An 18,307-nucleotide genomic window follows, 5' to 3' on the forward strand; every position below is an offset into this window, starting at 1 on the left:
GCGAAGGGAGGGCGAGCCGGGCCGTGGTTGCCTGAGGCCATCAAGTACTTCCGGAGCGGGACGCCCGACGGATGCGGCAGTCGCAGGAAGGCCGCGGACGGTGCACCCGCGTCAGCCGTCGGACCCGAGTCAGGCGGCAGACGTACGTCGGGCGGCGGACAGACGGCAGGTGCCGGGTGTGCGTCAGGCGGCGGGCGTGCGCGACGGCGCCGCCGCCGCGGGGCCCGTCTTCTCGGCGGTCCGCGCGATGTTGCGGGCCATGCCGCCGAACACGACGGCGTGGAACGGCGACACGCTCCACCAGTAGGCGTGGCCGAGGAGCCCGTGCGGATGGAAGAGCGCGCGCTGGCGGTAGCGGACGCGGCCGTCGTCGTCCGTGTCCGCGCACATCTCCAGCCACGCCAGTCCCGGCAGCCGCATCTCGGCGCGCAGCCGCAGCAGCCGGCCCGGTTCGATCTCCTCGACGCGCCAGAAGTCGAGCGAGTCGCCGACCCGCAGCCGTGCCGCGTCGCGGCGGCCCCGGCGCAGACCGACACCGCCCACCAGCCGGTCGAGGATCCCGCGCGCCGCCCAAGCGAGGGGGAAGGAGTACCAGCCGTTGTCGCCGCCGATCCCCTCGATCACCCGCCACAGGGCCTCGGGCGAGGCGTCGACGACACGTTCGCGGCGGTCCGTGTAGAGGCTGCCGCCCGCCCAGTCGGGGTCCGTGGGCAGGGGGTCGCTGGGGGCGCCTGGCAGCGAGGCGGACGACCAGCGGGTGGTGACCCGGGCGTCCTGGATGCGCTGCAGGGCCAGGCGCACCGACTCGTCGAAGGGGATCGGACGGCCCGGCGGATCGGGCACGTACCGGGCGATGTCGTGCTCGTGGCACACCACCTCGTGGCGCAGCGACTCGGTCAGCGGGCGCGCGATGGACCGCGGCACGGGCGTGACCAGGCCGACCCAGTGACTGGACAGCCTCGGCGTCAGCACGGGCACGGGCACGATGAGCCGCCGGGGGAGTCCGGCCACGGCCGCGTACCGCACCATCATCTGCCGGTACGTCAGGATCTCCGGGCCGCCGATGTCGAAGGCGCGGTTGACGTCGTCCGGCATGCGCGCGCTGCCCACGAGCGTGCGCAGGACGTCCCGCACCGCGATCGGCTGGATCCGGGTGTGGACCCAGTTGGGCGTGACCATCACCGGCAGCCGCTCGGTGAGGTACCGCAGCATCTCGAAGGAGGCCGAGCCCGAACCGATGATGACGGCCGCGCGCAGCACGGCCGTCGGGACACCGGAGTCCAGCAGGACGCGGCCGACCTCGGCGCGGGAGCGCAGATGCGGCGAGAGTTCGCTCTCCGGCACCCCTGCGGGGGTGAGCCCGCCCAGGTAGACGATCCGGCGTACGCCCGCCGCACGGGCCTGCTCTCCGAAGATCCGCGCCGCCCTGCGGTCGGTGTCCTCGAAACCCTTGCCCGTGCCCAGCGCGTGCACGAGGTAGTACGCGACATCGATGTCCCGCATCGCGGCGGCGACAGACTCGGCGTCCGTGACGTCACCGCGCACCACCTCGACGTCACCGGCCCACGGATGGTCACGGAGGGCGCCGGGGGAGCGGGCCACACAGCGCACCCGGTGCCCCTCGGCGAGGAGCTCCGGGACCAGACGGCCCCCGATGTACCCCGTCGCGCCCGTGACCAGGCAGCGCAGCCCGGCTCCGGCGTCGTCACCGCTCATGGTGTTCCGGCCCTTCTCTTCGGCTGTGGCCGACTCTGTTCGGCTCTGTTCGGTGTCCTCCTCGTGATCTCTTCCCCGGGCCGGCCCTTCGCGGATGCGCCGTGTGGGCCATTTGGGTTACATGTGCGGCGAGATCGGGGGCAGACGGGTTTGCACAGAGGCGTCGGTTCTTACGGAAGGCGGCCGTCATGGGTGCGAAGGTGCTGGAGCAGTTTCCCGCGGGAGCCCCGCGTGGTTCGTGGCCCGCGGAGGAGTACGCGGCGCGTCGCCGTGCCGAGGGCGAGCCCGCGGCCGTGGTGATGGATCTGGAGTCGGACGCGTTCCTCGTGGTGGTCCCGGCGCACGACGGGGACTGAGCGCCCGGCGCCGTCCCCGAAGGCGGTCGGGCGGCCCGGGTCATCGCTCCCGGGTCATCGTTCCCCCGAGTGCCGCCGCCCTGCGCACGAACACCTCGTGCAGATCGTGCGCGGCCCGCGGCACCGAGTCCGCCCTGCGGCGCTGGAGCATCAGCAGCACCCGTGCCGGGTCGCCGGCCAGGGGACGGCAGGTGATCGCCCCCTGCCGGGTCAGCGGATCGTCGATCACGCTGAAGTCGGGGAGCACCGTGGCACCCAGCCCTTCCGCGACCATCAGCTTGCCCATCTCCGCGCCGTCGGTGGAGTAGGAGAAGGACGGCTCACGGTCGCCCAGGAGCCGGCGCACGAACCGGTTCATGACATAGCCCGAGCGCATCGCGATGAGGGGCTGCGCGAGCAGGTCCGGCACGGTCACCACGGACAGCGACGCCAGGGGACTGTCGGGCCGGACGCACACCACCGGCCGTCCCCACAGCAGTTCCGTGTACTCGAAGTCGGCGGCCACGTCGTCGCCCTCCAGGTGGTTCACCAGACCCAGGTCGAAGCCGCCCTCCAGGAGGGTCCGGTGGATGTCGGACTGCTGGGCGCCGACCACCTCCACCTGTGTCTCCGGATGCGAGGCCCGGAACTCGCTCACGGCCGGGAACAGGAGGGGGACCGTCGCCGCGTTCACCGTGCCCACGCGCACCATGCGGCTGATGCGGTGCTGCTCGCCCGCCGCGCCCCGCAGCCGGTCCACGGCCTCCAGCACATTGATGATGTGGGGCAGCAGCTCCCGCCCCTCCGCGCTCATCTTCGCCCCGGAGCGTTTGCGCTCCAGGAGGTCGACGCCGAGTTCCCGTTCGAGATTGCGGACGGTCTCGCTCAACGCGGGCTGCGAAAGATGCAGTTCCTCGGCGGCCCGACGCAGGGAGCCGAGCCGGGTGACCGCCGTGATGTATTCCAGCTGCTCTATTCGCACCCGGTCAGAATGCGGGCCCGTACCGGCCTGTTCAAGGGTTGCCCTGTCACGCCTTCGTGAAATTCGCCGGTCCGGGATACGAGACCGATCGGGTATTCCTTGACGGTCCGGACCGCGGGCTGCCACGATCGAGCACATGATGATGCGACTGGACCTCACGCGACGACGCCATGTCGATCTCGCGCGTGTCTCCAGTGCCGCCTGTTGCTCCGTGGCCTGATCCACCGGATCCGCGGCCCGAATCCCCGGGTCCGCCGCGCCCCACCACGTTCCCTGCACGGTCTCGGCCGCGACCGTTCCTCCACGGTCTCGACCGCGACCGATCGCCGCCGTCCCCGTGCGACGCGTTCCGCCGACCGAATTCGACGATTCACCTGGCGTCACCGCCGCCGCTGAATCGGGCCCCCTGAATTCGGCCTGCCCGAATTCCCGCAACAGGAGTTCCCCATGCCTGCCGAGAACCTTTCCGCAGACCCCGTCCGCTTCGCCTACTGGGTGCCCAATGTCAGTGGCGGCCTGGTCACCAGCACGATCGAACAGCGCACCGACTGGGGTTACGACTACAACCGCGAACTCGCCGTCCTCGCCGAGAACAACGGCTTCGACTACGCCCTCAGCCAGGTCCGCTACATGGCCAGCTACGGCGCCGAGTTCCAGCACGAGTCGACCAGCTTCAGCCTCGCCCTGCTGCTCGCCACCCAGCGCCTGAAGGTCATCGCCGCGGTCCACCCGGGCCTGTGGCACCCGGGCGTCCTCGCCAAGTTGGGCGCCACCGCCGACCACCTGTCGAACGGCCGCTTCGCCGTGAACGTGGTGTCCGGCTGGTTCAAGGGCGAGTTCACCGCCCTCGGCGAACCCTGGCTGGAGCACGACGAACGCTACCGCCGCTCCGAGGAGTTCATCGAGGCCCTGCGCCGGATCTGGACCGAGGACCACACCGAACTGGCCGGTGACTTCTACCGGCTGCGCGACTTCTCCCTCAAGCCCAAGCCCCTCAACACCCCAGAGCGCCCGCATCCGGAGATCTTCCAGGGCGGCAACTCCAGCGCCGCCCGCGCCATGGCGGGCCGGGTCTCCGACTGGTACTTCTCCAACGGCAAGGACTTCGACGGAGTCGTCGAACAGCTCGCGGACGTCCGTGCCTCGGCGGCCCAGGTCGGCCGCAGGCCACCGAAGTTCGGCCTCAACGGCTTCCTCATCGCCCGCGACACCGAGGCCGAGGCCCGCGAGACCCTCCGCGAGATCGTCGCCCACGCCGACCGCGAGGCCGTCGAGGGCTTCGGCGCCGCGGTGAAGCAGGCAGGGCAGTCCACCGGCGACGGCAAGGGCATGTGGCAGGACTCCTCCTTCGAGGACCTGGTCCAGTACAACGACGGCTTCCGTACGGGGCTCATCGGCACCCCGGAGCAGATCGCCGAGCGGATCGTCGCCTACAAGCGCCTCGGCGTCGACCTCCTGCTGCTGGGCTTCCTGCACTACCACGAGGAGGTCGAGTACTTCGGCCGCCGCGTCCTGCCCCTGGTGCGCGAACTGGAGGCGCAGCTCCCGGATGCCCGAACCGCATCCGCGCCCGCCCACGTCTGAGGCCTGCCCCCGCCCCGGCCGGTCCGCTCCCGCGGGCCTCCGAAGGGCAGCTGCCCCACCCGCCCCCGTCCCGAAAGAGGACCCATGGCCACCGTCCTGTCCGTCTCCGGCAGCCCCTCCGCCTCCTCCCGCACCAACCGCCTGCTGCGCCACCTCGACAACCGGCTGACCGCACAGGGCCACGAGGTGATCCCGCTCGACGTCCGGACGATCCCCGCCGAGGCGCTGCTCGGCGCCGACTTCCGGCATCCGGCGATCGTCGAGGCCACCGCCCTCGTCGCACGGGCCGACGGCGTCGTCATCGGCACGCCCGTCTACAAGGCCGCCTACTCCGGAGTGCTCAAGGCGCTCCTCGACCTGCTCCCGCAGTACGCCCTCACCGGCAAGACCGTGCTGCCCCTGGCCACCGGTGGGACGACGGCACATGTGCTCGCCATCGACTACGCGCTGCGCCCGGTGCTCAGCTCCATGGGTGCCCAACACATAGTCCAGGGCTGGTTCACCCTCGACAAGGACATCGTCGTCGGTGAGGACGGCGGCCTCACCGTGGCACCCGCGGCCACCGAGGCGCTGACCCAGGTGCTCGACCAGTTCTCCGAGGCGCTGGGCCGCCGGCCGGTCCTGGCCGCGGCGAGCTGACCATGTCAGCGGACACCACCACCCGGACCGCTCCCGCACGGGGCACCGCCGAGGTCGTCGCCGACGACGCCGAAGCCCTGGCCGTGGCCGCCGCGCTCGCCGACGAGTTCCGGGCCGGGGCAGCCGGCCGGGACGCCGAACGCAGGCTCCCGCGCGCGGAGCTGGACCGGCTCTCCGGCTCCGGCCTGCTCGCCGTCACCGTGCCGGCCGAGCACGGGGGCGCCGACGTGACCCAGGAGACGCTCGCCGAGATCTTCCGCCTGCTCGCGTCGGCCGACGCCAGCCTCGCCCAGATCCCGCAGAGCCACTTCGTCTACGTCAACGTCATCCGCCGCCAGGGGACCGCGGAGCAGCGCGCGTTCTTCTTCGGCGAGGTGCTGGCCGGGCGCCGCTTCGGCAACGCCCAGTCGGAGGCGGGGACGAAACACGTCCAGGACATCCGCACCCGCCTGGCTCGGCAGCCGGACGGCTCGTACGTCCTCACCGGCGTCAAGCAGTACTCCACGGGTGCCCTCTTCGCCGACTGGATCCCCGTCCTCGCCCGCGCCGAGGACGACGCCCTGCACGTCGCGTACGTACCCAGGCACGCCGAGGGCCTGACGGTCGTCGACGACTGGGACGGCATGGGGCAGCGCACCACCGCCAGCGGCACGGTCCGCCTCGACGCCGTGCCCGTGCCCGCCGACCGGGTCCTCCCGCACCACCTCACCTTCCAGGGGCCCCAACTGCACGGCGCTGTCGCCCAGTTGCTGCACGCCGCCATCGATGCCGGGATCGCCGCGGGCGCGCTCTCGGAGGCCGTGGACTTCGTCCGCACCAGGAGCCGCCCGTGGTTCGAGAGCGGCTTCGAGACCGCGGCCGAGGACCCGCTGCTCATTCAGCGCTTCGGGGAACTGGCCGTGCAGGTGCGGGCCACCGAGGCGCTGCTCGGCGCGGCGGCCCGCGCGGTCGACACGGCCCGCGCAGGCCTCACCGAGGAGTCGGCAGCCGAGGCGTCCGTCGCGGTCGCAGCCGCCAAGGCGCACGCGGCGGCGACCGCCGTCGAGGTATCGAGCGCGCTCTTCGAGGTGTCCGGCACCCGGTCCGCCCTCGACTCCCTCAACCTGCACCGGCACTGGCGCGACGCACGCACCCACACCCTGCACGACCCGGCCCGCTGGAAGATCCAGCACATCGGCCGGTACGTCCTGAACGGCACCCTGCCGCCACGCCACGGACTCCTCTGAGCCCCAACCCCCGCGAACGGCAACGCTGCAACCGAAGCCGAAGCCGAAGCCGAAGCCGAAGCCGAAGCCGAAGCCGAAGCCGAAGCCGAAGCCGAAGCCGAGAGCCGAAGCCGAGAGCCGAAGCCGAGAGCCGCCCCGCACACCGCCCCCGCGCCCCGATCGGAGAACGCACCCGTGTCCCTCACCTTCCACTGGTTCCTGCCCACCAACGGCGACAGCCGCCATGTCGTCGGGGGCGGCCACGGCACCCCCGCCACGGTGTCCGGCCGGGACCGGCCGCCGACGGTCGCGTATCTGAGCCAGATCGCCCGCGCCGCCGAGGACCTCGGCTTCGTCGGCGCGCTCACGCCCACCGGCGCGTGGTGCGAGGACGCCTGGCTGACCACCGCGATGGTCAGCCAGAACACCGAGCGGCTGAAGTTCCTGGTCGCCTTCCGGCCCGGGTTCGTCTCGCCGACGCTTGCCGCGCAGATGGCGTCCACCTTCCAGCGCCAGTCCGGCGGACGCCTCCTCCTCAACGTCGTCACCGGCGGCGAGAGCCACGAGCAGCGCGCGTACGGCGACTTCCTCGACAAGGACGCCCGCTACCGCCGTACCGGAGAGTTCCTGGAGATCGTCCGGGGCCTGTGGGAGGGCAGGACCGTCGATCTGGACGGCGAGTTCCTCAAGGTCGAGGACGCCAGGCTGGCCCGGGTGCCCGACCCGGTCCCCGAGGTCTACTTCGGCGGCTCCTCACCCATCGCCGGTGAGGTCGCCGCCAAGCACGTGGACGTCTACCTCACCTGGGGCGAGCCGCCCGCGCAGGTCGCCCAGAAGATCGCATGGGTGCGCGCGCTGGCCGAGAAGGAGGGCCGCACCGTCCGGTTCGGCATCCGGCTGCACGTCATCACCCGGGACACCTCCGAGCAGGCGTGGGCGGAGGCGGAACGGCTGCTCGCCGGATTCGACCCGGAGACCGTGAAGTCCGTGCAGGCGGGCCTCGCCCGCAGCGAGTCCGAGGGCCAGCAGCGCATGCTCGCCCTGCACGGCGGCGGCAGCCGGGACGGCCTGGAGATCCACCCCAACCTCTGGGCGGGCATCGGCCTCGTGCGCGGCGGCGCGGGCACCGCCCTGGTCGGCAGCCACGACGAGGTCGCCGAACGCATCACCGAGTACCACCGCCTGGGCATCGACGAGTTCGTGCTCTCCGGCTACCCGCACCTGGAGGAGGCGTACTGGTTCGGCGAGGGCGTCCTGCCCCGGCTCGCCGCGCAGGGCCTGTGGCAGCACCCCTTCGCCGCCCGGCCGGCTGCCTCGGCGCAGGTCCCCTTCGCGAGCTGAGCCGCGGGTCCCGAACCCCCGCCCGTACGCCGCGCTCCCGGGAAAATCGCTGTACGCGACCGTCCTGGGGGTGATGACCTTGTGCGAGCCGCCCGGCTCGCACAAGGCAGTGGGGCGGCGGGGGAGAAGGGGGACGGTCGTGGCCACCGAGAACATCCTGCTGTCCGGCATCGTCGGCTCGACCGCGTACGGGCTGGCCCGCGAGGGCTCCGACGTGGACCGGCTCGGCATGTTCGCCGCCCCGACCGAGGACTTCCACGGCCTGCACGGGCCGAAGGAGACCCGCGTCACGACCAAGCCCGACAACACCCTCCACGAGGCGGCCAAGTGGTGCAGGCTCGCCCTGGGCGGCAACCCCACCGTGACCGAACTGGTCTGGCTGCCCGACGAGTTGTACGAGGTCCGCACCCCGCTCGGCGACGAACTGATCGGCATCCGCACGACCCTGCTCTCCGCGAAACGGGTCCGCGACGCCTATCTCGGGTACGCCACCCAGCAGTTCAAGCGGCTCTACGACCGCGGGGACGCCTCCGCCTCCGCGGACACCCGCAGACGCACCGCCAAGCACGCCCGGCATCTGCGACGCCTGTGCCACCAGGGCTTCGAGCTGTACGCCACCGGCGCCCTGACCATCCGGGTCGAGGACCCGGACGACTACCACCGCTTCGGCGAGGAGGTTGCGGCCGACGCGATGGTCGCGCTGCCCCTGCTCCAGCGGTACGAGGCGGCTTTCGACGAGACCCGCAGCGCACTGCCGGACCAGCCCGACGAGGCCCCCGCCGAGGCGTGGCTGCGCCGGGTCCGGGCCGCGTACTACACGCGGTCCGGACCGTGACAGGCGCCGCTCACACGCTGAGCGCCTCGCGCACCGACCGCTCGGCCGCCTGACCGCCCTCGCCCGACGACGTGACCCGGCCCGCCTCCAGGACGTAGTACCGCTGGGCGGCCCGCATCGCGAAGCCGACGTGCTGCTCGACGAGGAGCACGCAGAGTCCGCCGCGCGCGGCCAGGGCGAGGACCGTCTCCTCGATCTCCGCCACGACCGAGGGCTGGATGCCCTCGGTCGGCTCGTCGAGCAGCAGGATCCGAGGGTCCGTCACCAGGGCCCGTGCGATGGCGAGTTGCTGCCGCTGGCCGCCCGAGAGCAGCCCCGCCCGCCGCGTCGACAGGGTGCGCAGCACCGGGAACAGGTCCAGCGCCTCCGAGACCGCCGCCTTCCCCCGTCTGCGGCCGTCGGCGACGAGCTGGAGGTTCTCCGCCGTCGTCAGGTGGGGGAAGGCCTGCTGCCCTTGCGGCACGTACGCCATTCCGCGCGCCACGCGCTCGTGCGGCCTGCGGCGGGTGATGTCCTCCCCGTCGAGCCTGATCGCCCCGCTCGACGGGGTGAGCAGTCCGACGGCCGCCCGCAGCAAAGTGCTCTTGCCCGCGCCGTTGTGTCCGAGCACCGCCGCGACGCCGTCCTCGGGCACGTCCACGGAGACCCCGTGCAGGACGAGACTGCGGTGGTAGCCGACCCGGATGTCGTCGATCTCCAGCTTCATGCGCCTCACACCTCCTGTACGGCGGCGCCGGTCCTGCCGGGCGCGGCCCCGCCGGACGGCTCGGGCTCGTCCGGCAGCGGCAAACCGGCGTCCCCGAGCGCCGCGTGGTCCCCGGCCGCCGCGTGTCCCAGGTACACCTCCTGCACCTTGGGATCGGCCTGGACCTCCGCCACGGTCCCCTCGCTGAGCACCCTGCCCGCGTGCAGCACACTGACGCTGCGCGCGAAGGACCGCATGAAGTCCATGTCGTGCTCGATGACGACCACGGTCCGCTCCTCGCTGATCAGCTCCAACAGCTCGCCCGTGGCCTGCCGTTCGTCGTGGCTCATCCCGGCGACCGGCTCGTCGAGCAGCAGCAGCCGTACGTCCTGCACGAGCAGCATGCCGATCTCCAGCCACTGCTTCTGGCCGTGGGCGAGCGTGCCGGCGAGGCTGTCGGCCAGGTCCGTGAGCCCGACCGTCTCCAGCGCGCGGGCGACGGGCTCCGGCACGCCCTTGCGGCGCCGCAGCATCGTCAGCATGCCGCGCCCGGCACCGGCGGCGATGTCCAGATTCTGCAGAACCGTCAGCTCCTCGAAGACGGTGGCGGTCTGGAAGGTCCGGCCGATGCCCGACCGGGCGATCCGGTGCACACTGCGGCCGAGCAGTTCCTCGCCCCCGAAGCGGACCGAGCCCTGCGCCTTCACCAGTCCGGTGACGGCGTCGACGAGCGTGGTCTTGCCCGCGCCGTTCGGTCCGATCAGAAAGCGCAGGTCGCCCGGTGTCACGTCGAGGTCCACCCCGTCGACGGCGGTGAACCCGTCGAAGGTGACCCGCAGTCCGCGTATCTCAAGTCCCGAGAGCCCCGTGAGCTCACTCATACCGCTCCTCCCAGCGGAAGCGCGGAGGACTTCTCCCTGCCGGCGCCCCCGTCCGTCTCCGTCCCCGTCCCCGAGTCCGTGTCCGAGCCGCCGTCGGCGTCTCCGCCGCCGGCGTTCCCGCTCGTGCGCGAGGCCCTGCGCCGCCGTACGATCCGGGCCAGCGAGACGAGGCCGCCCGGCAGGAACGCCAGGGCCACGATGAACAGCAGCCCCTGGAAGTAGGTCCAGGCCGCCGGGAACTCCTCCGACAGGGCCGTCTTCGCCCACGCCACCCCGATCGCGCCCAGCACCGCCCCGGCGAGGCTCGCCCGGCCGCCGACCGCGGCGCCGATGACGAACTCGATCGACGGCACGATCCCGATCATCGCGGGGGAGATGATGCCGACCGCGGGCACGAACAGCGCCCCCGCGAGCCCGGCGGTGCCGGCCGCCACGACGTACGCGACGAGCTTCACGTTCGCCGGGTCGTACCCGAGGAAGCGCACCCGCTCCTCCGAGTCCCGCACGGCGACGAGGAGTTCGCCGTACCGGCTGCGGATGAGCTGGCGGACCAGGGCGATCAGGAGCAGCAGGACGGCGGCGATGACGAAGTACACCATCCGCTGGTTGACCGGGTCGTCGAGGTCGTAGCCGAAGAAGCCCTGGATGTCGGTGAGTCCGTTGGTGCCGCCGGTCGTCGCCTGCTGGCCGATCAGCCAGATCGCGAAGGCCGCGGCGAGCGCCTGGCTCAGGATCGCGAAGTACGCGCCCTTGACCCGGCGGCGGAAGATGAACGAACCGAGGACCGCGGCGACCGCCATGGGCAGCAGCACGGTGGCCGCGAGCGCGAACAGCGGATTCCCGAACGGCCGCCACCACCAGGGGAGTTCGGTGGCCGTGCCGTACAGCTGCATGAAGTCGGGGAGGTTGCCGGGACCGGCGTCCGCGATCTTCAGATGCATCGCCATGGCATAGCCGCCGAGCCCGAAGAACACCCCCTGGCCGAGCGTGAGCAGGCCGCCGCGGCCCCAGGCCAGACAGATGCCGACGGCGACCATCGCGGTGCACAGGTACTTGGCGAGCAGCCCGAGCCGGAAGTCGGAGAGCGCCAGCGGCGCGAGGGCGAAGAGCACGACGGCCGCGGCGGCGAACCCGGCCCACGCGCGCGCCGAACGGCCCGCGAGGACCGACGGGCCCCTGCCCGCCGGGGCACCTTTGAACAGGGTCATACGAGACTCCTCGTACGCAGCGTGTACAGCCCCTGGGGCCGCCACTGGAGGAAGGCGACGATGGCCACGAGGACGAGCACCTTCGCCACGCTGACGGTGGTGGAGTACTCCAGGACGGACTGCATGACTCCCAGGGCGAACGCGACGATCACCGTGCCCTTGAGCTGTCCGATGCCGCCGACGACGATCACCAGGAACGCGTCGATGATGATGTTGGTGCCCATCGTGGGTCCGATCGGGCCGACCAGCGTCAGCGCGACCCCCGCGACCCCGGCGAGCCCGGACCCCAGGAAGAACGCGGTCCGGTCCACCCGCGAGGTGGAGATGCCGGACACCTCTGCCAGGTCCCTGTTCTGCACGACCCCGCGGATCCGGCGGCCGAGCGAGGTCAGCCGCAGCGTCAGCGACAGCGCGACGACGGCCGCGACCGCGAGAGCGAGGATGAACAGCCGGCTGTTGGCGAACGTCAGCGGGTCGTCGCGGCCGAGGACGGTGATGTTCCCGGTCAGCCAGTCCGGCGCGCGGGTCTGCACGTTGGGCGCGCCGAAGATGTCGCGGGCGAGCTGCTGGAGCATCAGCGACACACCCCAGGTGACGAGGAGGGTGTCGAGCGGGCGCAGATACAGGCGCCGGATGAGGACCCACTCCAGCAGCGCGCCGAGCGCGCCCGCCACCAGGAAGGCGACGGGCAGCGCCACGAGCAGCGACAGGCCCACGCCGGAGATGGACTTCTGGAGGACGTACGTGGTGTAGGCGCCGGCCATGATGAACTCGCCGTGGGCCATGTTGATGACGTTCATCTGGCCGAAGGTGAGCGAGAGTCCGAGCGCGATGAGCAGCAGGACGGCACCGATGCTGATGCCGGTGAAGGTCTGACCGAGGATCACGGTCATACGGCGGCTCCGAGGAGGCAGGACGTGGGGGCCTCGCCAGAAGGCCCCCACGCGCGGTCGGTCAGGAGAGGCCGGAGGCCCAGTCGTAGCCCTTGAGGAACGGGTCGGGCTCGATCGGCTTGCCGGAGTCCCACACCTGCTCGATCAGCCCGTCGGTGCCGATCTTCCCGATCCGGCCGGTCTTGTGGATGTGCTGGCTCGCGCCGTCCACGGTGACCGTGCCCTCGGGGGCGTCGAACGTGATGCCGTCCGAGGCGGCCTTGACCTTCTCCGGGTCGAAGGACTTCGCCTTCTCCACCATGGCCTTCCACAGGTACACCGAGGTGTACGCGGCCTCCATCGGGTCACTGGTCGGCTTGTCCTGGCCGTACTCGGCCTTGTACGCCTTGACGAACTTCGTGTTCGCCGCGCCGGGGGTCGTCTGGTAGTAGTTCCAGGCCGTCAACTGCCCTGCCAGGTACTGCGATCCGATCGACTTGACCTCTTCCTCGGCGATCGACACCGAGACGACCGGCATGCTCTTGGCGGTGAGACCCGCCGACTTGTACTCCTTGAAGAAGGCCACGTTCGAGTCGCCGTTGAGGGTGTTGAAGACCGCGTCGGCCTTCGACGCCTTGACCTTGTTGGCGATCGTGCTGAACTCCGTGGAGCCGAGCGGCGCGTAGTCCTCGCCGAGCACCTTCATGCCGTTGGCCTTCGCGTACGCCTTGATGATCTTGTTGGCGGTCCGCGGGAAGACATAGTCGCTGCCGACGAGATAAATGCTCTTCTCGCCCCGGCTCTTGAGATAGTCGAGCGCCGGGACGATCTGCTGATTCGTCGTCGCCCCCGTGTAGAAGATGTACGGGGACTCCTCAAGGCCCTCGTACTGCACGGGATAGAACAGCAGGGACTTGTTCTTCTCGAAGACGGGTTTCACCGCTTTGCGGCTCGCGGAGGTCCAGCAGCCGAAGGTGGCCGCGACCCGGTCCTCCTTGATGAGCTTGGCCGCCTTCTCGGCGAACGTGGGCCAGTCGGACGCGCCGTCCTCGCTGACCGGTTTGATCTGCTTGCCGAGCACTCCGCCCGAGGCGTTGATCTCCTCGATCGCCAGCTTCAGGGAGTCGCGTACGGTCACCTCGCTGATCGCCATGGTGCCGGAGAGCGAGTTGAGCAGCCCGACCCTGACGGTGCCGCCGCTCGTGTCGGCCTTCGCGGCCCGGTCGGACGAACCGCCCGCGGCGTCGGTCTTGGCGCCGCACGCGGTGAGCGCGACGGCGGCGGCGAATGCCGCGGCGCCCGCGATCACCCGGCGCCGGGACGAACGGGAAGCGCTGGAACCGGACGGGCGGGAAGCGCTGGAACCACTGGAACCGCTGGACAAATGGACCCCCTCGGGCTGGGAGGACAACCTCCTCCTGGCGTGCGGTCCACAGCCTCAAGTCAGCCTGTTTCCAAGGTGTTTCGCATTACTTTCCCGGCGGTATCTTCCGACTCTCATCCGGTTCTCGTAGCGAAACAAAAAATACCCCGGACGGAATTCAGGAAATGAATTCACAGTTCGCCCGAGGCATTCTATTTACTTCCTGTGGGAAGTATCTTCGCGGAGGCGCGGACCTGTCAAGGCCGTGACGCGTGAAGATTCAGCTGGGCCACCACGTCGAAGTCCACCCCGTCCGCCCGCGCCAGGTAGATGCGCTGTCGCACATGACTGCCGCGCAGCCTCAGCAGTCCGCGCGGGCCCTCGTAGGAGACGGTGTCCGCGGCGGCGCCGATCGCGGTGACGTCCAGGGTCCCGGCCCGGTCGATGAGCGCGGCGAGCAACAGCACGCCCTCGTAACACGATTCACCGAGACTGCCGAGCGCCGGTGCCTGGACGCCGTACCGCCCGGCGTACTGGCCGTGGAAGTCCAGTGTGTCCTGGTTGGCGAGGGAGGCGAAGAACCCGGCCGTGCTGTAGAGGCCGGCGGTGGCCGTCGGGCCGCTCGCCATCAGCATGTTCTCGTCCATCAGCGTGCTCAGGCGCAAGGATCGCTCGTCGAGTCCCGACGCGGCGAACGCCCGGTTGAAGCGCACCGCGTCGCTGCCCACCAGCAGCATCAGCACCCCGTCCGCCTCCGACCGCTCGATGCGCCGCAGCACCGCGTCGAAGTCATGGGTGCCCAGCGGCAGATACGCCTCAGCGCAGACGGAGCCGCCCGCCTCGCGCGCGTAGCGGTGCGAGGCCCTGGCCGTACGGCGCGGCCACACATAGTCGTTGCCCACGACGAACCAGCGCCGCACCCCGTGCTCACGGGCCAACAGGCGCATGGCGGGCCTCAGTTGGTCGTCCGGGGTCTCACTCGTGAGGAACACGCCCGCCGTGTGCTCCCCGCCCTCGTACAGCGCCGTATACACGTAGGGCACCCGATGAGCGATTCGCGGCGCGAGCGCCTGGCGCACGGAGGAGATGTGCCAGCCGGTGACGCCCTGCACGACGCCGAGATTCACCAGTGCCTCGACGTTCTCCGCGACGCGCCGCGGTTCGGCGCCGCCGTCGACCGGCAGCAGCCGCAGCTCCTTGCCGAGCACTCCGCCGGAGCGGTTGACCTGCTCCGCGGCGAGCCGCGCGCACAGCTCGCAGGTGGGTCCGAAGATTCCGGCGGCGCCTTGCAGCGGGAAGACCAGCGCCACGCCGACGACCGAGTCGTCGGCCGTGAACCAGTCGGGCGGAGGGAGGCCGAGCGGGGAGGGGGCGGGTGGAAGCGGGTCGGGCCGGACCATGGGGGCATGATTGCGGGAACGTCCGGTGAACTCCAGTCCGTCTCGGGGTACGGTCGGCCCCGCACCCGCCGCACGGGGGAGATCCCCGGGGAAAGCACGACTTGTACGATGCGAGGGGCCCTCGCGGGGGCCCTGGAGCACCGATCTCGGGAGTGAGGAGCAGGATGCCGACCCCGCCGCGCCGGTCCGAGGACCTCGTGCACCTCCTGACGCGGGCCGAACGGCTGGCGGCGCGCCTTCTCCAAGGCGTCCTGGAGGAACACGGCTGCACCCTCGACGCCTGGCGGGTGCTCTCCCTGCTCTCCGACGGCGAGGGCCACCCCATGACGGCCGTCGCCGAAGAGGCGTTCCTGCCGCCCGCGACCCTCACCAAACTGGTCGACCACCTCGTCGACCAGAACCTGGTCCACCGGCGGGTCGACCCTCTCGACCGGCGGCGCATCCTGGCCCACCTCACCCCGCGCGGCGAGACGTACTGGCGGCGCGTCGACCGCGAGGTGCGCACCCGGTGGCCCGCCCTGAGCGGCGGCGACGGCGACGAGGAACTGCTGCGCGGGCTGCTGCTCAGGCTGGTGGACACCCTCGACGGGGCCGCGGCGGAATCGTCCGTCTGAGCGGACCCGATGTCCCCTTGGTGTGACCTCTCGATCACGGGCGGTTTCCATCGCCGGGGCGGAATGACGATGCCGTATAAATGGTTGGTATATACATCGAGCTCGCCGCTCGATGTACCGAGTGCGGGTCACCGGCCCGCCCCGACCAGCGAGGCACCGTGAATCAGCCCACCCCCGAGCAGCCCGCCGACGTCGTGGCCCGGCTGCGCGCCACCTTCCGCTCCGGCCGCACCAAGCCCCTCGAATGGCGCACCGGCCAGCTGAGCCGCCTGCGCGAGATGCTCACCACGGACGGTGCCGCGCTCGCCGCCGCTCTCCACGCCGACCTGGGCAAGAGCTCCACCGAGGCATTCCGCACGGAGATCGACTTCGTCGTCCGCGAGATCGACCACACCCTCGAACACCTCGAAGAGTGGCTGCGCCCCGAGGCCGCCCCGGTCCCCGCGCACCTCGGCGCGGACGCGACCGGCTGGACGCGCTACGACGCGCTCGGTGTCGTCCTGGTCATCGCCCCCTGGAACTACCCCGCTCAGCTCCTGCTCGCCCCCATGCTCGGCGCGCTCGCCGCCGGCAACGCGGTGGTCGTCAAGCCCAGCGAGCTGGCTCCGGCCACCTCCGCCGAACTGGCCCGGCTGCTGCCCCGCTACCTCGACACCGAGGCCGTCGCCGTCGTCGAGGGCGGCATCCCCGAGACCACGGCCCTGCTCGCCGAGCGCTTCGACCACATCTTCTACACCGGCAACGGCACGGTCGGCCGCATCGTGATGACCGCCGCCGCCCAGCACCTGACCCCGGTCACCCTCGAACTCGGCGGCAAGTCCCCGGCCTTCGTCGACCGCGGCGCGGACCTCACCGTCGTCGCCGAGCGGCTGGCGCGCGGCAAGTTCCTCAACGCCGGACAGACCTGCGTCGCGCCCGACTACGTCCTGACCGACCCCGGGACCGCCCGCGCCCTGGAGCCCGTGCTGACCGAGGCCGTCGAGAAGCTGTACGGGTCCGACCCCTCCACCTCCGGCGAGTACGGCCGGATCATCAACGAGCGGCACTTCGACCGGCTCAGCGGGCTGCTCGACTCCGGCCGGATCGTCGTCGGCGGCGGCACCGACCGCGCCACGAAGTACATCGCGCCGACCGTCCTGGCCGACGTCGACCCCGACGCGCCCGTCATGCGCGAGGAGATCTTCGGCCCGGTCCTGCCGATCGTCACCGTCCCCGGACTCGACGAGGCCATCGACTTCATCAACGACCGCGACAAGCCCCTCGCCCTCTACGCCTTCACCGAGTCGGACACCACCCGGGAGCGGCTCGCCGCCGAGACCTCGTCCGGCGGCCTCGGCCTCGGTCTGCCGCTCGCCCATCTCACCGTCTCCGACCTGCCCTTCGGGGGAGTGGGGGAGAGCGGCATGGGCAACTACCACGGCCGCTACTCGATCGAGACGTTCAGCCACCGCAAGGCGGTCCTGGAGAAGCCGCTGGGCTGAGGCCGCCGGCGGGCACGGGCCTGCGATCCGAAGCGACGCGGCAGCGGGGCGACTTGACTGGTCTACACCCTTGACTGGTCCAGACCAAGGTGGTGGAGTGTGCCTCACCACCCCCCACCACGGCCGTCCCGTACGCCGCGGCCGGCCCCGCCGGCACCCGCGTACAAGGTCCGCCCCGCGCTGCCCCCGTACGGTTCCGCGGCCGTGCTCCGTGAAGGAGTTGCCCCTGTGTCCAGGCGCCGTATCTCCGCGTTCGTGGCCGCGATCGTCCTCGGAACCGCCGCACCGGTGCTGTTGCCGGCCCCGGGCGCGTCCGCCGCGGCCTGTTCGAGCTACCCGAGCTGGGTGGCCGGCAGGTCCTACGTGACCGGCAACATCGTCCGCTACACCGACGGCAAGGCCTACATAGCCGAGCACGACAACCCGGGCTACGACCCCACCATCAGCACCTGGTACTGGGAGCCGTACGCCTGCGACAACGGACCCACCAACCCTTCCGGGTTCGTCGTCAGCGAGGCCCAGTTCAACCAGATGTTCCCGAACCGGAACTCCTTCTACAGCTACAGCGGACTCAAGGCCGCGATGAGCGCCTACCCGGCCTTCGCCAACACCGGCAGCGACACGGTGAAGAAGCAGGAGGCCGCGGCCTTCCTCGCCAACGTCAACCACGAGACCGGCGGCCTGGTCCACATCGTCGAGCAGAACACCGCGAACTACCCGCACTACTGCGACTGGGGCCAGCCCTACGGCTGCCCGGCCGGCCAGGCCGCGTACTACGGCCGCGGTCCCATCCAGCTGAGCTGGAACTTCAACTACAAGGCCGCGGGCGACGCGCTCGGTATCGACCTGCTCAACAACCCCTGGCTCGTGCAGAACGACTCGGCGGTCGCCTGGAAGACCGGCCTGTGGTACTGGAACACGCAGTCCGGCCCCGGCTCCATGACCGGCCACAACGCGATGGTCAACGGCGCGGGCTTCGGCCAGACCATCCGCTCCATCAACGGTTCGCTGGAGTGCGACGGCAAGAACCCGGCCCAGGTGCAGAGCCGGGTGGACAGCTACCAGCGGTTCGTGGGGATCCTCGGCACGACCGCGGGCAACAACCTGTACTGCTGACCCCTCGCTTCAGCGCTGTGGGGCGGCCGGTTCACCACCGGTCGCCCCAC

Annotated in this window: 18 protein-coding genes; 10 read left to right on the top strand and 8 right to left on the bottom strand. The window is 71.1% G+C overall.

Annotated elements, in window-relative coordinates; genetic code table 11:
- Window positions 1–183: 183 nt before the first annotated feature.
- Window positions 184–1,716 (bottom strand): SDR family oxidoreductase, encoded by a 1,533-nt coding sequence (locus ACFWGJ_RS01325; protein ID WP_387320162.1) that lies wholly within the window; start codon window positions 1,714–1,716, stop codon window positions 184–186.
- A 188-nt stretch (window positions 1,717–1,904) separates the two neighbouring features.
- Between ACFWGJ_RS01325 and ACFWGJ_RS01330 the strand changes: the two genes are divergently transcribed.
- A complete protein-coding gene (locus ACFWGJ_RS01330) occupies window positions 1,905–2,072 on the top strand; it encodes a hypothetical protein (protein ID WP_199854848.1) in 168 nt (55 codons plus the stop codon).
- A gap of 40 nt (window positions 2,073–2,112) precedes the next feature.
- Here the strand turns inward: ACFWGJ_RS01330 and ACFWGJ_RS01335 are convergent, their stop codons facing one another.
- On the bottom strand, window positions 2,113–3,033 hold the full coding sequence (locus ACFWGJ_RS01335) for a LysR family transcriptional regulator (protein WP_387320163.1): 921 nt from the start codon (window positions 3,031–3,033) through the stop codon (window positions 2,113–2,115).
- A 142-nt stretch (window positions 3,034–3,175) separates the two neighbouring features.
- Between ACFWGJ_RS01335 and ACFWGJ_RS01340 the strand changes: the two genes are divergently transcribed.
- The 6 genes from ACFWGJ_RS01340 (at window position 3,176) to ACFWGJ_RS01365 (ending at window position 8,637) form a co-directional block, all read left to right on the top strand.
- Window positions 3,176–3,253: a putative leader peptide gene (locus ACFWGJ_RS01340; RefSeq protein WP_356543944.1), complete on the top strand. Its 78-nt coding sequence runs from the start codon at window positions 3,176–3,178 to the stop codon at window positions 3,251–3,253.
- A gap of 227 nt (window positions 3,254–3,480) precedes the next feature.
- A complete protein-coding gene (gene sfnG, locus ACFWGJ_RS01345; protein WP_387320164.1) occupies window positions 3,481–4,617 on the top strand; it encodes a dimethylsulfone monooxygenase SfnG in 1,137 nt (378 codons plus the stop codon).
- A gap of 84 nt (window positions 4,618–4,701) precedes the next feature.
- The gene (gene ssuE / locus ACFWGJ_RS01350; protein ID WP_387320165.1) at window positions 4,702–5,256 is read left to right on the top strand and encodes an NADPH-dependent FMN reductase; all 555 of its coding nucleotides are present in this window, start codon (window positions 4,702–4,704) and stop codon (window positions 5,254–5,256) included.
- A gap of 2 nt (window positions 5,257–5,258) precedes the next feature.
- A complete protein-coding gene (locus ACFWGJ_RS01355) occupies window positions 5,259–6,482 on the top strand; it encodes an SfnB family sulfur acquisition oxidoreductase (RefSeq protein ID WP_387320166.1) in 1,224 nt (407 codons plus the stop codon).
- 174 nt (window positions 6,483–6,656) lie between these two features.
- Window positions 6,657–7,802, top strand: coding sequence for an LLM class flavin-dependent oxidoreductase (locus ACFWGJ_RS01360; RefSeq protein WP_387320167.1), 1,146 nt, complete (start codon window positions 6,657–6,659; stop codon window positions 7,800–7,802).
- Window positions 7,803–7,941: 139 nt separating this feature from the next.
- A complete protein-coding gene (locus ACFWGJ_RS01365; RefSeq protein WP_387320168.1) occupies window positions 7,942–8,637 on the top strand; it encodes a DNA polymerase beta superfamily protein in 696 nt (231 codons plus the stop codon).
- Between the two features lie 10 nt (window positions 8,638–8,647).
- Here ACFWGJ_RS01365 and urtE read toward each other — a convergent pair whose 3' ends face one another.
- The 6 genes from urtE to ACFWGJ_RS01395 all read right to left on the bottom strand — a co-directional run bounded on the left by urtE (window position 8,648) and on the right by ACFWGJ_RS01395 (window position 15,046).
- Window positions 8,648–9,343: an urea ABC transporter ATP-binding subunit UrtE gene (urtE, locus tag ACFWGJ_RS01370; RefSeq protein ID WP_387320169.1), complete on the bottom strand. Its 696-nt coding sequence runs from the start codon at window positions 9,341–9,343 to the stop codon at window positions 8,648–8,650.
- 5 nt (window positions 9,344–9,348) lie between these two features.
- Entirely contained in the window at window positions 9,349–10,203 is an 855-nt protein-coding gene (gene urtD / locus ACFWGJ_RS01375; protein WP_387320170.1) for an urea ABC transporter ATP-binding protein UrtD, read from the bottom strand.
- Window positions 10,200–11,411, bottom strand: coding sequence for an urea ABC transporter permease subunit UrtC (gene urtC, locus ACFWGJ_RS01380; protein WP_387320171.1), 1,212 nt, complete (start codon window positions 11,409–11,411; stop codon window positions 10,200–10,202). The genes urtD and urtC overlap by 4 nt, the downstream gene beginning before the upstream one ends.
- Window positions 11,408–12,304, bottom strand: a complete 897-nt coding sequence (gene urtB / locus ACFWGJ_RS01385; protein WP_387320172.1) for an urea ABC transporter permease subunit UrtB — start codon at window positions 12,302–12,304, stop codon at window positions 11,408–11,410. Before urtB ends, urtC begins: the two co-directional genes overlap by 4 nt.
- Window positions 12,305–12,365: 61 nt before the next feature.
- Window positions 12,366–13,592, bottom strand: a complete 1,227-nt coding sequence (urtA, locus tag ACFWGJ_RS01390; RefSeq protein ID WP_387320183.1) for an urea ABC transporter substrate-binding protein — start codon at window positions 13,590–13,592, stop codon at window positions 12,366–12,368.
- 311 nt (window positions 13,593–13,903) lie between these two features.
- Window positions 13,904–15,046, bottom strand: a complete 1,143-nt coding sequence (locus ACFWGJ_RS01395; RefSeq protein WP_387320173.1) for a substrate-binding domain-containing protein — start codon at window positions 15,044–15,046, stop codon at window positions 13,904–13,906.
- A gap of 164 nt (window positions 15,047–15,210) precedes the next feature.
- On the opposite strand from ACFWGJ_RS01395, the gene ACFWGJ_RS01400 reads away from it, so the two are divergent.
- From ACFWGJ_RS01400 to ACFWGJ_RS01410, 3 genes are all read left to right on the top strand, one after another.
- Window positions 15,211–15,660, top strand: a complete 450-nt coding sequence (locus ACFWGJ_RS01400; protein ID WP_387320174.1) for a MarR family winged helix-turn-helix transcriptional regulator — start codon at window positions 15,211–15,213, stop codon at window positions 15,658–15,660.
- 80 nt (window positions 15,661–15,740) lie between these two features.
- A complete protein-coding gene (locus ACFWGJ_RS01405; protein WP_387320175.1) occupies window positions 15,741–17,141 on the top strand; it encodes an aldehyde dehydrogenase family protein in 1,401 nt (466 codons plus the stop codon).
- A 228-nt stretch (window positions 17,142–17,369) separates the two neighbouring features.
- Window positions 17,370–18,257, top strand: a complete 888-nt coding sequence (locus tag ACFWGJ_RS01410; RefSeq protein ID WP_387320176.1) for a glycoside hydrolase family 19 protein — start codon at window positions 17,370–17,372, stop codon at window positions 18,255–18,257.
- Window positions 18,258–18,307: the final 50 nt, after the last annotated feature.

This window comes from Streptomyces sp. NPDC060205, assembly GCF_042728395.1.
Lineage (GTDB): Bacteria > Actinomycetota > Actinomycetes > Streptomycetales > Streptomycetaceae > Streptomyces.